Raw genomic sequence first — 15012 nt, 5'->3', positions numbered from 1 at the left:
CAGTTGGTGGCAGAAGCTAAAACTGTTTAACGCTTCCAGAAAGCGGGTGTAAACAGAACCAGTAGTGTAAATACTTCCAGGCGCCCCAGAAGCATAGCGAAGCAAAGAACCCATTTAGCGGGTTCATTCAAGTCGCCGTAATGTGCTGAAACATCACCTAACCCCGGCCCCAAATTATTAAGGGTTGCCCCGACTGCTGACCAGGCCGTCACCTGATCGAGTCCTGTTGCCAACAAGACAATCAGCATGATGACAAAGACAATCAGGTAGACCGAAAAGAACCCCCATACCGCTTCGAGCACTTTATCTGAGATCGGCTTTTTACCCAGTTTAACCGGTATGATCGCATTGGGGTGAACCAATCGTTGGATCTCCCGGTAACCCTGTTTGAGGATCAGTAACACACGGATAACCTTCATTCCGCCACCGGTTGAACCTGCACAGCCGCCCGCAAATGCGGCAACGAACAATAGAAAAGGCAGCATAACAGGCCAGTGGGCAAAATCGGCAGTGGCGAAGCCGGTCGTAGTGGCGATGGATACCACCATAAAAGCAGCTTTACGTAGTGACTCGCCCGGAGTGTAGGTGTTAGTGACAATCAGAGCGACCAGTGCAATCAGAGTGATGCCCGCCAGGGTGGATAGGTAAAACTTAAACTCCGGATCCTTGAGGTAATGCATAAGCGTATGCTGACGCCAGGCAAAAAAATGCAAACCAAAATTGACTGCTGAGATTGTCATAAAAAAGATGCAGATCAGCTCAATCGCAACAGAATCAAAGTAGCCGATACTGGCGTCATGAGTTGAAAATCCGCCGATAGCAACCGTCGAAAAGCTATGACTGATAGCGTCGAAAACATCCATGCCTGCAAGCCAGTACCCCGCTGCACAGGTTAGGGTGAGTGAGAGGTAGATATACCAGAGGGCTTTTGCCGTTTCTGTAATACGGGGTGTGAGTTTCGAATCTTTAACCGGGCCTGGTGTTTCCGCGCGGTAGAGCTGCATCCCACCGATTCCCAGCATGGGCAGGATAGCAACAGCCAGAACGATAATACCCATGCCTCCGAGCCACTGTAGCTCCTGGCGGTAAAAGAGAATGGATTTAGGTAGAGCGTCGATTCCGGTAATGACCGTCGCTCCCGTCGTCGTGAGACCTGAGAGTGATTCAAAAAGAGCGTCGATAAATGTGAGGTGGGGACTTTCTGTTAGCATAAACGGAAATGCACCAAACAACCCCAGCACCGACCAGAAGAGAACAGTGATCAGGAAGCCATCACGAGTACGCAAATCTTGTCGAACACGGTAGACCGGTATCCAGATAAAAAAACCGGTCATCAGGGTGATGAGAAACCCTGAGATGAATGCAAGTTCAGCGCCATCGTTATACAGATAGGAGATAGCCAGCGGAGGCAACATTGAGATGCTGAAGATCATCAGCAGTATGCCCAGAATACGAAGGATAACTTTGTAATGCATCTACGCTGATTCCGCTTAGAAAAATGTCAGGCCAACCTGGAACAGACGCTCAACTTCATTGATACGTCGCTTATCAACCAGAAACAGAATTACATGGTCCCCGCTCTCGACCACGACATCATCGTGAGCGATGAGTACCTCATCATTACGAACAATCGCACCGATTGTTGTACCTGGTGGGAGATTAATCTCCTCAATAGTACGTCCAACCACCTTTGATGAGGATTTGTCGCCATGCGCGACCGCTTCCAGTGCTTCTGCAGCTCCACGCCGCAGAGAGTGAACCGCGACAACATCACCACGGCGAACATGTGTCAGCAGTGCGCCAATGGTAGTTTGTTGAGGTGATATCGCGATATCGATCGCACCGCCCTGAACCAGATCAACATAGGCGGGGTTGTTAATCAGGGTCATCACAGTACGAGCGCCCTGTCGTTTCGCCAGCATAGAGGCCATGATATTGGCCTCGTCATCATTGGTCAGCGCACAGAACACGTCTGTGTCTTCGATGTTCTCTTCAATCAGTAGCTCGCGATCTGATGCGCTGCCCTGTAGCACAATGGTGTTGTCGAGGTTGCGGGCAAGATGGTTACAGCGACGTATATCGCGTTCGATGATCTTAACCTGACAGTGATCTTCAATGGACTCTGCCAGGCGTGCACCAATATTACCGCCGCCAGCGATAATGATACGTTTATAAGGGTGATCCAGACGGCGAAGTTCGCTCATCACCGCACGGATATCTTTGCGGGCCGCAATGAAAAATACCTCATCATCCGCCTCGATCACGGTATCCCCTTTCGGGATGATTGGGCTACCGCTTCTGAAGATAGCCGCTACACGGGTATCTACCGAAGGCATATGGGCACGTAGGTAGGAGATCTCACGGCCTACGAGTGGGCCACCGTAATACGCTTTTACAGCAACCAGTTGAGCCTTGGCATCGGCGAAATCAAGCACTTGAAGTGCGCCGGGGTGTTGAATCAGACGTTTAATATGCTTGGTTACCAGAAGCTCAGGACTGATACGTACATCGATAGGAATGCCCTTCTCGCCAAAGATCTTCTGGTTCTTGTTGAGATAATCATGCTCGCGAACACGGGCAATCTTGGTCGGAGTGTTGAAGAGGGTCTGACCAACATGACAGGCAATCATATTGACTTCATCGGAGTTGGTTACCGCAATCAGCATATCGGCATCCTGGGCACCGGCCTGATCAAGTACCGATGGATAGGATGCTTTGCCCTCGATCGTACGAATATCGAGTCGGTCCTGAAGTTCTCGTAATCGACCTGTGTCTGTGTCGACGACGGTAATGTCGTTGTCTTCGCTTGCCAGGTTTTCAGCCAGTGTGCCGCCAACCTGTCCGGCACCAAGAATAATGATCTTCATGATCAGCCTTTTACTGCTGCTTGGATGCTTAAAGTAAAGCCTATCGCTATGAGCTTACTCTGTTTTTTCCAGCAGTGCATAATAGAAACCATCATGACCACCCACTTGTGGGAATAGTTGGCGGCCAACTTCTCTTTCAATACCCCATCCTGCTTTGATCGGCAGATGGGTTACATCATCTGTTTCAGCTATAAAACGTTTTACCAGACGTTCGTTTTCCTGTGGAAAGATCGAGCAGGTTGCATACAGTAGCTGGCCTCCAGGTTTTAGCATGGGCCAGCAGTTGCTTAAAATAGCAAACTGAAGTTGCGAAATGGTATGAATATCCTCTCCTTTCCGCAGGTACTTTATATCCGGGTTTTTACGGATAACGCCGGTGGCGGAACAGGGGGCATCCAGCAGAATACGGTCATAGTGTTTACCGTCCCACCATTCCTGTGTTGAAGCGTCTGCGATCAGAACATTGGCTTTGAGCCGCAGTCGTTTCAGATTTTCGTTGATACGGGTTGCGCGCTTCCCTTCCAGCTCGATCGCGTCAACAGTGTTCAGATTGGCTTGGGATTCAAGAATGTGAGACAGCTTGCCACCCGGAGCAGCACAGGCATCAAGAACACGGAAGCCCGGTTGGAGATTAAGAAGTTCGGTAGCGAGCTGTGCAGCTTCATCCTGAACACTGAATGCACCTACGTCATATCCGGGAAGGCTTTCTACATTTAAAGAGCCATCCAGGCGAATGCCTACTGAGCTGTGTTCGGTTTCTGTGGCTCCGATTATAGGCAGCAGCTGTTTTAAGTAGCTTGCTCTGTCAGTGGCGCGCTTATTAATACGAAGTGTCAGCGGTGCTTGTGTGTTGTTAGCTTCAAGTATCTGTTGCCAGTGTTGAGGCCAGTTATTTTTTAGCTTAGCGATCATCCAGTCTGGATGGTTATAACGGTAGGATTCATTCTCAGCCAGCTCTGTTTCGAGAATATCCTGTTCACGTTGAAAGCGGCGCAGCAGGGCATTGATCACCCTACCAGCCCAGGCTTTATCAATCTCTTTGCAGGCTTCAACACACTCATTGATGGCAGCATGTTCGGGTATGCGGGTGTGTTGCAGTTGATACAAACCGATGAGTGCAATCGCTTTAATATCGATATCTCGAAACTTAAACGGCCGGTTTTGCAACAGCTTGATAATACAGTTCAGCTGAGGGTGATAGCGCATCGTGCCGTAGCAAAGTTCGCGTAGTAAGCCGCGGTCTTTCTCAGGGCAGCGACGCTCGACAGCCGCAAAGTGCGTATTGAGTGAGCCTTTATTTTTAAGTAAAGGGGTTAATACCTGTGCGGCAAGTACGCGAACATTGGTTGTCATCTATGGTTACCCTAATCGGACGCCTGCGCTGAATTGCTCGCGTTTGGAGTTTAGAACCGCTGCGGTATCCATTGGCTTTTTACCTGGGAGCTGTAGCTGGGTCATTTTGATCGCATCTGTGCCACAGGCTACAACGATACTTTTTTTATCAGAAGCGAGTATTTCACCAGGGTGGCCTGACGCATTCACGATCTCGCAACCGAGTAATTTAATCAGGTCGTCACCGTGTTTAAAGGTGACAGCGATTCGTGGGCTGAGCGCCCTGAGTTGAAGGTCGATCTGAGAGGCACTGTTTTCCCAATCGATGCAGCCCTCGTTTTTGCTTAGCTTGCTGGCGTATGTCGCAAGCGAGTCTTCCTGGGGCTCTGGTTTAGCGCAATCAGTTTGCAAAAGTTTTAGGGTGGAAATTAGGGCATCACACCCAATGGTTTCCAGGCGTTTGAACAAGCCGGCTGCTGTGTCAGTGCTTTCAATTGCGGTTTCAACTTTGTAAAGCATATCTCCGGTATCGAGGCCTTCATCCATCTGCATGATAGTGACACCGGTTTTATTATCTTGTGCGAGCATCGATCGCTCAACAGGTGCAGCTCCCCGCCAGCGAGGGAGGAGTGATCCATGAACATTGATGCAACCCAATCTAGGGATATCCAGAACCGCTTTTGGTAGGAGCATGCCATAGGCAACTACAACCACGATGTCTGCTTTCAGGTTGGTAAGTACTTGCTGCTCTTCGGCGGTTTTTAATGTTGCAGGCTGATAAACGGGAATCTCATGTTTAATAGCGAGCTCTTTGACGGGGCGTGGTGCCAGCTGATTTTTACGTTTGCCCTTTTTGTCAGGTTGGGTGTATACAGCGATCACCTCATGCTCTGAATCCAAAAGAGCCTGCAGGTTAGCGGCTGCGAAATCTGGAGTGCCCGCAAAAATAATGCGTAGTGCTTTATCCGACATGAATCTTCTCCAAAGAAAAACAGGCCTGCTGGAATCCCGGCAAGCCTGTTAAAAAGCTTAAAAGTAGTTTTACGCCTGTTTTTCCTGCATTTTGTGGATCTTCTCAAGCTTGTTCTTAATACGATTACGCTTCAGCATCGAGATATAATCTACAAACAGCTTGCCATTCAGGTGGTCCAGCTCATGTTGGATGCAGACGGCCAGAAGACCTTCTGCTTCGAGTTCATAGGCTTCACCGTTGTAATCCAGTGCATTGAGTTTGACGCGCTGCGGTCGTTTCACATCTTCATAAAAGCCGGGTACAGACAGGCATCCTTCCTGATATTTTTGCTCCTCATCATCCAGAACTTCGAATTCTGGATTGATCAGAACCAGTGGTTCATTCTGTTCTTCAGAAACATCAATTGTGACGATGCGTTTATGAATATTGACCTGAGTTGCAGCCAGGCCGATACCTGGAGCTGCATACATGGTCTCGAACATGTCGTCGATTTGACTGCGGATCTCGTCATCAACGGATTCAACAGGTTCGGCAATAGTGCGTAAACGAGGATCTGGATATTCTAGGATGGTCAGTTTAGCCATGAGATAAGTCTATTTAATCGAGTTACAGTGGGCTATTGCATGGGAATCATGGTGCAAGACATGGTAAGTTAGTCCTACATCGCAGAATTCTGATTTTATGCTCTATTTTTCAGCCTGATAGCCGAAAGATAATATCGAGATCAATAGCGAAATAAATTATTCTGCCTATTATACTGATTAGAACGCTCAATGCATTGTCGTTACTTCATTCCCCTGCTAGTTTTAGGGGTTGAGGTAATAAGGGAACTGGACATGAAAAAATTGTTATGCGGTTTGTTTGCCTTGGTGATGATTTCTCTTACGCCTGTTCAGGCGGAAACACGGAAAGACAATCTACTTCTTCGTGATGATCATCCCCAGGAATATGTGGTCGTAAAGGGAGATACGTTGTGGCATATCTCCGGCAGATTTCTGCAAAGCCCGTGGAAGTGGCCTGAAGTATGGGGCGTGAACCCGCAGGTTGATAATCCTCATCTGATATACCCTGGTGACATCATCTACCTAACATGGGTTGATGGCAAACCGCGTTTAGGGTTGAAACGAGACATCTACCCACGTGCACGTGTTTCTCCATTGGAGCGCCCTATCCCCGCGATCCCTCTGAAAGATATCAATAGCTTCCTGAACGACAACCGTGTGATGTCTGAGGATCTGCTTAAAGATGCTCCGTATGTGCTTGGCGGTCAGAACAATCGTATTATTGCGGGTGCCGGTGATCGCATCTATGCACGGGGCAAATTGCTGGAAAATGAACCGAGACAGGGAATTTATCGGGCATCAAATGAGTATGTGGATCCTGAAACAGAAGAGTTTCTGGGTTATGAGATGCTGAAAATAGCCGATGCTGATGTTGCAACTCAAGCAGAAGATATCATCACACTCGATGTGATTAAATCGCACAAAGAGATCCGGGTTCTGGATCGTGTTGTACCGACAGAAGAGGCTCGGATCGATTCTATTTTCTATCCTAAACCTTCACCTGAAGGTGTTAGTGGCAGCATTTTATCCGTCTTGAGCGGTGTACAGGATGCGGGTCAGTTTAACGTAGTGGCAATTAACCGTGGTGAACGGGAAGGGCTCGAAAGCGGGCATGTATTTGCGATCTACCGTCGGGGTGAAGTGATCAAGGATCCGATTACTAAAGAGATGGTGACGCTGCCACAAGAACGCTCGGGTGAACTGATGGTTTTCAAAGTGTTTGAAAAGGTCAGCTACGGTTTGATTATGGAAAGCACCGATGTCGTATCTATCGGTGATGAGATACGTGAACCTTAAGGAATAAACAATGACGGCTGATCCAAGGGACTGGATCGCCGTTGCTGCTCTGCCCCATCTGGGGCCTGCTTCATATAAACGGCTTTGGGAAAAAGGCTGGACGCCTGAAACGCTCCTGAATGCGTCTGAAGCGGACTGGCAACGGCTGGGACTGAAAAGAGAAACAATAACCGCTTTAAACCAATTACAGTGGGGTTCCTCTCCTATAGTGGAGCTTTTGATCAGTAAAGCTCTGACGTGGTCAGAAAGCTGTGACCTCAACCACATTATTCCAATCACTCATTCCGATTACCCTACCCTTCTGAAAGAGATTCATGATCCTCCTCCGCTACTTTTTGTCCGGGGGAACCTCACAGCGATTGGGCTGCCACAGCTAGCAATTGTTGGAAGCCGTAAAGCCTCATCGAGCGGGATTAGAATCGCTTATGAGTTTGCCAGCTACCTTTCTCAGAGAGGGCTCACCATTAACTCTGGGTTAGCTTTGGGTATTGATGCAGCCGCCCACCAGGCTGCTGTAAACGTGAAACTACCTACAGTGGCTGTGTTGGGTACGGGGGCGGATAAGATTTACCCTGCGCGAAACCGTAGTCTGGGGAGTGAGATCATTAGGCAAGGTGGCGCATGGGTCAGTGAATTTTTCCCTGAAACACCTCCGCTGGCTAGCCACTTTCCTCGCAGGAACCGTATTATCAGTGGTATGAGTGTCGGAGTGCTGGTGGTAGAGGCTGCACCTAAAAGCGGATCATTGATAACTGCTCGTGTGGCAATTGAACAGGGGCGGGAAGTATTTGCAATACCTGGTGGGTTGAATAACCCTATGAGCCGGGGGTGTAATCAGTTGATTAAATCCGGGGCCAACCTGGTTGAGAGTGCAGATGATATTGTTAGTGAGCTTGGGTCGTTATTGGGAGTTATGGCACCTGAGCCCAAAGAGCCCTTAGGCAGATCTGTAGATCTGGTATTAAGTGAAATGGAAAGGCGTCTACTTGATCAGATGGGCTATGATCCTATCTCAGTGGATACGCTCTGTGAGCGCACCGGCTCTGATATAGCTACATTAAGTGTAAGTCTGGTGGAGCTTGAGCTAAAAGGTGTGATTGAACAGAGCTTTGGTGGCTACATAAGGTGTTAATAATCCACAGTTTTTTCATGGCTAAATAAAAAGTAATATCGACCTGCTTATCTATAGATTTTTTATATATATCTATGACCTATCAATAGTTGCAAATCGTGCGTTGAACATTTAGTGTTCAGCCCTCTTAAATTAATTTATCTGAGACGAAAATGAGCAAACCATTTGTTGCGATTTTGATGGGGTCTGATTCTGACCTGCCTGTAATGACCGCTGCTGTAGACGTTCTGCGTTCATTGGAAGTTGAGTTTGAGATTAAAGTTAGTTCTGCACACCGTACACCTGTTCAGACTCACGACTATGTTAAAGATGCCGATGCTCGTGGTGCTGTTGTGTTCATCTGTGCAGCAGGTATGGCGGCACACCTTGCTGGTGCTGTTGCTGCGAACACAACTAAGCCTGTTATTGGCGTACCAATCAACTCCTCTTTGGATGGTCTGGATGCGTTGCTATCAACTGTTCAGATGCCTGGTGGTATTCCAGTTGCTACAGTGGCTATTGGTAAAGCTGGTGCGAAAAACGCAGCTTACCTGGCTTCGCAGATCATGGCTGTAGGCGATGCTGATCTGGCTGAACGACTGAAGCAGGAGCGTCTGGCTAACACTGACGCTGTTGTTGCTAAAGATGCAGCTTTGCAGGAGAAACTGCAGAAAGGTGAGCTGTAATCTGACTTCCGACTGGTGGCACGTCCACCAGTCAGTTAGGGCGATACGCCGCGGTGGTGTTATCGCCTATCCTACCGAAGCGGTCTGGGGATTAGGGTGTGACCCTTTTAACCAGAAGGCTGTGTCCCATCTCCTCGACATTAAGCGGCGTCCGATGCATAAAGGACTGGTATTAATTGCCGGTAATTTATCGCAGATAGAGTTCCTTCTCGAAGATCTCACGACTGAAGAATATGACAAAGTGACGGCTAGCTGGCCTGGTCCCTACACATGGATTATTCCGGATCGTAGAGGCTTAATTCCTGCTTGGATAAAAGGGAAGCATCACGCTGTAGCTGTGAGAGTGAGTGATCACTCACTTGTTAAGGATCTAACGGAATCCTATGGTTCATTTCTTGTTTCGACTTCTGCAAATCCCGCAGCGCATGAACCTGCAAGGGATTTATTGAGAGTAAAGACTTACTTCGGAAATGAGCTTGATTATGTTCTTCCGGGAAGTTTGGGTAAATTGGCCCAGCCTACACAGATTCGCGACCTGCAATCTGATCGTTTAGTGCGTGCCTGATTTAATTGTGAGTGAATACTATGTCTGCACCAAATATTGATGCCGTAAAAGAGTACCTGTTGGGTTTGCAAGATGCGATCTGTGACGCACTTGAAAAAGCTGATGGTGAAGGAACATTCTTCCAGGATGAGTGGAAGCGAGAAGCCGGAGGTGGCGGACGTACACGAGTGCTGGCTGATGGTGGCATCATTGAGAAAGGGGGAGTGAATTTTTCCCATGTATTTGGTGATAAATTACCAGGTTCAGCAACCGCACATCGACCGGAACTAGCTGGAAGAAGCTTTCAGGCGATGGGGGTTTCTTTAGTGATTCATCCTCGCAACCCCTATATTCCGACCTCCCATGCGAACGTACGTTTCTTTATCGCAGAGAAAGAGGGTGAAGATCCGGTTTGGTGGTTTGGTGGTGGTTTTGACCTGACTCCCTATTATGGCAATGATGAAGATTGTCAGTTCTGGCATCAGACTGCTAAGGATGCATGCGATCCATTTGGAGCCGATATCTATCCGCGCTTTAAAGAGTGGTGCGATGAATATTTTTATCTGAAGCATCGGGATGAACCGCGGGGTATCGGTGGTTTATTCTTTGACGACCTGAATGAATTAGGTTTTGAGAAAAGCTTTGCGCTGATGCAGTCAATCGGTAATGCCTACATTCAGGCGTACTTGCCGATTATAGAACGTAACAAAGATCGCGAATATGGTGAGCGCCAAAGGGACTTCCAGCTTCATCGACGAGGGCGTTACGTCGAATTCAATCTGGTATTTGATCGCGGCACGTTGTTTGGCCTGCAGTCAGGCGGTCGTACTGAGTCGATCCTGATGTCCCTTCCTCCTGAAGTTCGTTGGGGCTATGACTGGAAGCCTGAAGCGGGGACTGAAGAAGCGGTTTTGTATGAGCGTTATTTGAAGCCACGTAACTGGCTGGCAATCTAACCCAGGATTTAACTCTTAAAGGACATTGTCGCGATGAGCGATCGATACGCAGTCTTTGGTAATCCCATTAAGCACTCAAAGTCACCGGATATTCATCGCGCCTTTGCGGAGAGTACATCGCAGGCGCTGACTTACGAAGCGATCTGCGTGCCTGAAGCAGAGTTTGAGGCGCAGGTTAAAGCTTTCCTGAGCGAAGGTGGTGGTTTAAATATTACAGTTCCATTTAAGCAGAGAGCATGGGCGCTGTCAGATGTGCGTAGCCCACGCGCAGAGCTGGCTGGTGCGGTAAATACACTCTACCAAAATGAGAAGGGTCAAATCTGTGGTGATAATACCGATGGAATAGGCATGGTCCGGGATATTATCAGCAACCACGGTGGCATCATCAAAGATAAGAAGGTGTTAATTCTCGGAGCTGGTGGTGCCGTTCGAGGGGTGCTTCAACCGGTTCTGGAGCAGCAGCCTTCAAAGGTGGTGATCGCAAACCGTACCGCATCCAAGGCGGTAGAATTAGCGGCGCTGGTAGAGGAATTTGGCGATGTTCAAGGGTGTGGCTATGAAACATTGGGCAGGGAATGTTTTGATCTGATCATTAATGGAACCTCTGCAAGTCTTCATGGTGAGCTGCCTCCCCTTCCTGATCAGATTCTGGCTGAAAATGCCTGGTGCTATGACATGATGTATGCGGCTGAGCCGACAGCATTTTGTCGTTGGGCGAGCGAAAAAGGTGCGGTAAAAGCATTAGATGGTTTGGGTATGCTGGTGGAGCAGGCAGCCCAGTCATTCTATATCTGGCGGGGGGTTGAGCCGGATACTACTGCCGTTATCCAACAGCTTCGCAGTTCATTAACTGCTTGATTTTAATACAGCAGTAACCACATTGAGCTTTATCTTTTCTAAGCTTGCATGAGGAGCTTTCGCGGCGTATAACTGCAAGAAACACGTATCAACGTGAACTTTCTTCAGACCGCTGCGGGAGTACCTTATGGTAACGGAAACCCGACTTTCTACTGAGCAACTTTATCGTAGTTGTGACCCAGAGCTACTTCCTTTCAAAACAACGGCAACTCTGAAGCCGTTTTCTGGTTTTTTTGGGCAAGAACGTGCCATTGAGGCGATGGACTTTGGTATTGGCATGCGCCGTCCGGGTTACAACCTGTTTGTTATGGGTAACCCACATACAGGGCGTTTTTCATTTGCCATGGAAAACCTCAAAGCGATTGCCAAAAAAGAGAAAAAACCGGGTGATTGGGTTTATCTGAATAACCTCAAAGACAATCGTAACCCGCTCGCAATCCCCTTTCCGGCAGGTAAAGCCCAACAGTTCAAGCGAGATATTAAAAATCTGATTGGTACGGCTCTGACCGAGATGCCAGCCGCTTTTGAAAGTCCCTCCTATCAACGGAAAAAGAGTAAGATCGAGCGAGATCTGAATCGATATTATGATCAGGCGATCGAAGGGGTTGAGCGGGAAGCCCGAGAGCATAGTATTGCTGTCTACCGTGATGCTGGCAGCATCGGTTTTACGCCGGTAGCAGAAGGTCAGGCGATGGATGAAGCGCTTTTCTCGCAACTACCCGAAGAGGTGCGTGACAGCTTCACAAAAGCGATCTCGGATCTTGAAGACAAGTTGAATGAAGCTCTGACAGAACTCCCCCTATGGCGTAGGGAAGCTGCAGAAAAACTGAAAAACCTTGATCGTGACACCGCACGCGAATCGATTTCTCCGCTGTTTCAGCCCCTTAAAGATAAGTATGCCAATATATCCGCTGCGGCTGAGTATCTGACGGAGATGGAAACCTCTCTGGTAAAGAACTGCGGAGAGATCGTTGGTGAAGAGAAAGTTTTAGAGCCTGTTACCGACGCGACGCGACGCAGTTATATGGAGAGTAACTACGGCGTTAACCTGTTGGTTGATAACGAGAAAGTGAAAGGGGCTCCGGTCATTTATGAGGCTCATCCTAGTTATGAAAACCTCTTTGGCAGGGTTGAATATACCTCTGAAATGGGAGCACTTTCGACCTCGTATAAGTTGATCCGACCGGGAGCACTGCACCGTGCAAACGGTGGTTATCTCGTCCTTGAGGCTGAGAAACTGTTAGAGCAGCCTTTTGTCTACGGTGCCTTGAAACGCGCGTTGAAATCGCATGAGATTCGGATTGAAAGCCCGGCCAGTGAGTATACGGGTATCAGTACCATCACACTGACGCCACAGGCGGTCCCATTGTCCGTAAAAATTGTGGTGATCGGGGCTCGAAACATCTATTACCTGCTGCAGGAGCTGGATCATGATTTTGAAAAGATGTTCCGTGTGGTGGTTGATTTTGATGAGGATGTGAAGCGTACCCCTCAGATGATCCGTAATTATGCGCGTTTGATGAAAACATTGGCGGAGGAGGAAAATCTAGCCCCTCTGACTCGACGTGCAGTGGCCCGTTTGGTGGAGCATAGCTCCCGGCAGGCTCAGGATCAGGATCTTCTCTCTGCGCATATCGGTGAGCTTGTAGACCTGCTCTGTGAAGCTGATTTTAAGCGTATAAAAGAGGAAGATGAGCTGATCAATGCGGATCATGTTGAGATGGCATTGAATGCTAAAGAGCGCAGAACGTCTCGAATGTCTGAAAAAATTGAGGAGGGGATCCTCAATGAAACCGTGTTGATCGACACTCAGGGAGAAGCGGTTGGTAAAGCAAACGGACTAACCGTTTTGCAGGTAGGCGATGTCGCATTTGGTACACCGGCCCGTATTACCGCTACGGTTCACCCGGGTAACCGTGGGATTGTGGATATTGAGCGTGAAGTGACCTTGGGGCAGCCTATACACTCCAAAGGGGTGTTAATTCTGTCTGGATTTCTGGGTCATCATTACGCGCAAGATTTCCAATTGGCTATCTCTGCCAGTATCGCCCTGGAGCAGTCGTATGGTTATGTGGATGGTGATAGTGCTTCGCTGGCTGAAGTCTGTACCCTACTTTCCGCATTGACTCACATTCCGATCAGTCAAAATTTTGCGACCACCGGTTCTATCAATCAATATGGCGAAGTTCAGGCGATTGGTGGGGTGAATGAGAAGATTGAGGGGTTCTTCAATCTTTGTAAAACCCGTGGACTGAATGGGGAGCAGGGGGTGATTATCCCTAAGGCAAACGTCCGTAATTTGATGCTTAAGGATGAAGTTGTTGAAGCGGTCAGGCAGGGAATGTTTTCCGTTTATGCGGTTGCCCATGTGGATCAGTGCCTGGAGATACTGATGGGCCGTAAAGCTGGATGGCGTAAGGAAGACGGTAGCTTTACCCAGCGGAGTATCAATGCTCAGGTGGTGAAACGGTTACGGGAAATGTCTCAGGCAAAGTCTGGCGCTGATAAGTCATAGAAGAGGAACCATCTACCGGGCAGGGATTAATCTGAGCCAATGGGGTGACAGCAGAAAGTAGCTATTCCCCTATCAGGGATGAGGGGATATGATGCGCAAATAGAAGCAGACTGAATCAGGTCAATACTCTGCTTCTCAACAGTATTGTGACCACCGGTGGCGATGATTGAAGGGGTATTCGCCACCGGTTGGTCACACTAAATTATCAAGCCTTATGTAGCGCTTAAAACTCCGAGATTAGCACTAAATTGACGGTATCTGTCTCTGATCCCTCTGTATCCTCATCTCGCACAAATTCAGCTGCAATTGACGTGCCCTCACTGATCTCGCGTTCAAGGCCGAGCACGGTTCGTTCTGCATCAGCCGCGCCATCAGCATCCGTATCATCGATCTCACTCCAGCCCAGATAAAATGTAGCAAGCTCTGCTTTATAGCCTGCATTCAGGGCCAGGAACGTTGGGTCAGTGTTGGTACCATCCAGCTCCAGGTATTCTGCTGAAAATGCAGCAGGGCCAAGTTCAGCCATCGCGTTGACACGCCATGCTCCGTCAGCTTCATTGCCATCAACGAGATCAGCCATATCCGCATCACTGAGATCGCTGACATAACCTGCTCCTAAAGTGAAACCTTCTGTTGCCGTAACAGAGAGGTTCAGGCCCAGTGAGTTAATGGAATCGCCATCATCATTGTTGAAAGCGTAAATATCGGCGGCGATGGTCTCGCCACCAAAACTAACCATTGCCATCCCTTCAGTAATATCAAAGAAATCGTCAGTCAGAGGCGATGTCCAACCTGCATCGTTGATAGCGGCGACTGGGATAGGGGCCAGACCAGCTGTCAGTATAGCCGGGCTTGTGTCGTTACCGATGACAGCAAAGGCCTCAGAAAGCTCAATATCACCCTCGTCTCCGTTGTATTCAATGAGTGTAGCGATCGATAGCTTATCATTGATCTCTGCTTCAACTGCCAGCTCAAATGTATCTACAGCAATATCACTGGAAGAGTTGTTATCTGCTGCTTCAGCGTGGGTTGCGAGTAGTTCTAAGGTGCCTGATACGGAGACATTTTCGGCGAAGCCTCCCGTTTGATCGGTGACTTCCTGCTTAGCGAGTGTTGCCTGCTGTGCAGCTAACTGAGACTCCAGTTGGGCAATTCGTGCTTTCATCGCGGCGAGTTCTTCTGAAACCCCTGCAACGGCAGGTGCTGAAGTGGCTAAGGCTGCAGAGATAAGTGATGCCAGGACTGTTTTCTTCATAGTGTTTACCCTTCAAAAATTAAAGTTATAACGTGGTGAGGTTGGATATATGCTCT

General features: G+C 48.5%; 13 protein-coding genes. 7 read left to right on the top strand and 6 right to left on the bottom strand.

Features of this window, described 5'->3' with window-relative positions:
• Positions 1–26 precede the first annotated feature (26 nt).
• The 5 genes from Q0882_RS12635 to def all read right to left on the bottom strand — a co-directional run bounded on the left by Q0882_RS12635 (position 27) and on the right by def (position 5756).
• Entirely contained in the window at positions 27–1475 is a 1449-nt protein-coding gene (locus tag Q0882_RS12635) for a TrkH family potassium uptake protein (RefSeq protein WP_299182276.1), read from the bottom strand.
• A 15-nt stretch (positions 1476–1490) separates the two neighbouring features.
• On the bottom strand, positions 1491–2867 hold the full coding sequence (gene trkA / locus Q0882_RS12630; RefSeq protein WP_299182273.1) for a Trk system potassium transporter TrkA: 1377 nt from the start codon (positions 2865–2867) through the stop codon (positions 1491–1493).
• Positions 2868–2921: 54 nt separating this feature from the next.
• Positions 2922–4220 carry a 16S rRNA (cytosine(967)-C(5))-methyltransferase RsmB gene (rsmB, locus tag Q0882_RS12625; protein ID WP_299182270.1) on the bottom strand — a complete coding sequence of 433 codons (1299 nt, stop codon included), beginning with the start codon at positions 4218–4220 and terminating at the stop codon, positions 2922–2924.
• A gap of 6 nt (positions 4221–4226) precedes the next feature.
• Positions 4227–5171, bottom strand: coding sequence for a methionyl-tRNA formyltransferase (gene fmt / locus Q0882_RS12620; protein ID WP_299182267.1), 945 nt, complete (start codon positions 5169–5171; stop codon positions 4227–4229).
• A gap of 69 nt (positions 5172–5240) precedes the next feature.
• Positions 5241–5756: a peptide deformylase gene (gene def, locus Q0882_RS12615; RefSeq protein WP_299182265.1), complete on the bottom strand. Its 516-nt coding sequence runs from the start codon at positions 5754–5756 to the stop codon at positions 5241–5243.
• 252 nt (positions 5757–6008) lie between these two features.
• Here def and Q0882_RS12610 point away from each other — a divergent pair, with 252 nt between their 5' ends.
• The 7 genes from Q0882_RS12610 (at position 6009) to Q0882_RS12580 (ending at position 13701) form a co-directional block, all read left to right on the top strand.
• On the top strand, positions 6009–7031 hold the full coding sequence (locus tag Q0882_RS12610) for a LysM peptidoglycan-binding domain-containing protein (protein ID WP_299182262.1): 1023 nt from the start codon (positions 6009–6011) through the stop codon (positions 7029–7031).
• A gap of 10 nt (positions 7032–7041) precedes the next feature.
• A complete protein-coding gene (dprA, locus tag Q0882_RS12605; protein WP_299182260.1) occupies positions 7042–8163 on the top strand; it encodes a DNA-processing protein DprA in 1122 nt (373 codons plus the stop codon).
• A 152-nt stretch (positions 8164–8315) separates the two neighbouring features.
• On the top strand, positions 8316–8828 hold the full coding sequence (purE, locus tag Q0882_RS12600; RefSeq protein ID WP_299182259.1) for a 5-(carboxyamino)imidazole ribonucleotide mutase: 513 nt from the start codon (positions 8316–8318) through the stop codon (positions 8826–8828).
• Entirely contained in the window at positions 8818–9393 is a 576-nt protein-coding gene (locus tag Q0882_RS12595; RefSeq protein WP_299182257.1) for a Sua5/YciO/YrdC/YwlC family protein, read from the top strand. Before purE ends, Q0882_RS12595 begins: the two co-directional genes overlap by 11 nt.
• A 20-nt stretch (positions 9394–9413) precedes the next feature.
• Positions 9414–10328, top strand: a complete 915-nt coding sequence (hemF, locus tag Q0882_RS12590) for an oxygen-dependent coproporphyrinogen oxidase (RefSeq protein ID WP_299182256.1) — start codon at positions 9414–9416, stop codon at positions 10326–10328.
• Between the two features lie 33 nt (positions 10329–10361).
• Positions 10362–11186 carry a shikimate dehydrogenase gene (gene aroE / locus Q0882_RS12585; protein WP_299182255.1) on the top strand — a complete coding sequence of 275 codons (825 nt, stop codon included), beginning with the start codon at positions 10362–10364 and terminating at the stop codon, positions 11184–11186.
• A 127-nt stretch (positions 11187–11313) separates the two neighbouring features.
• Complete coding sequence (locus Q0882_RS12580) at positions 11314–13701, top strand: Lon protease family protein (RefSeq protein WP_299182254.1); 2388 nt, start codon at positions 11314–11316, stop codon at positions 13699–13701.
• 223 nt (positions 13702–13924) lie between these two features.
• Here Q0882_RS12580 and Q0882_RS12575 read toward each other — a convergent pair whose 3' ends face one another.
• Positions 13925–14956: an LbtU family siderophore porin gene (locus tag Q0882_RS12575; protein ID WP_299182253.1), complete on the bottom strand. Its 1032-nt coding sequence runs from the start codon at positions 14954–14956 to the stop codon at positions 13925–13927.
• Positions 14957–15012 lie beyond the last annotated feature (56 nt).

It is taken from the genome of uncultured Neptuniibacter sp. (assembly GCF_947498015.1).
GTDB lineage: Bacteria > Pseudomonadota > Gammaproteobacteria > Pseudomonadales > Balneatricaceae > Neptuniibacter.
Note: the sequence above shows the minus strand (reverse complement) of the source record. Positions and strands in the feature narration are given on the sequence as shown.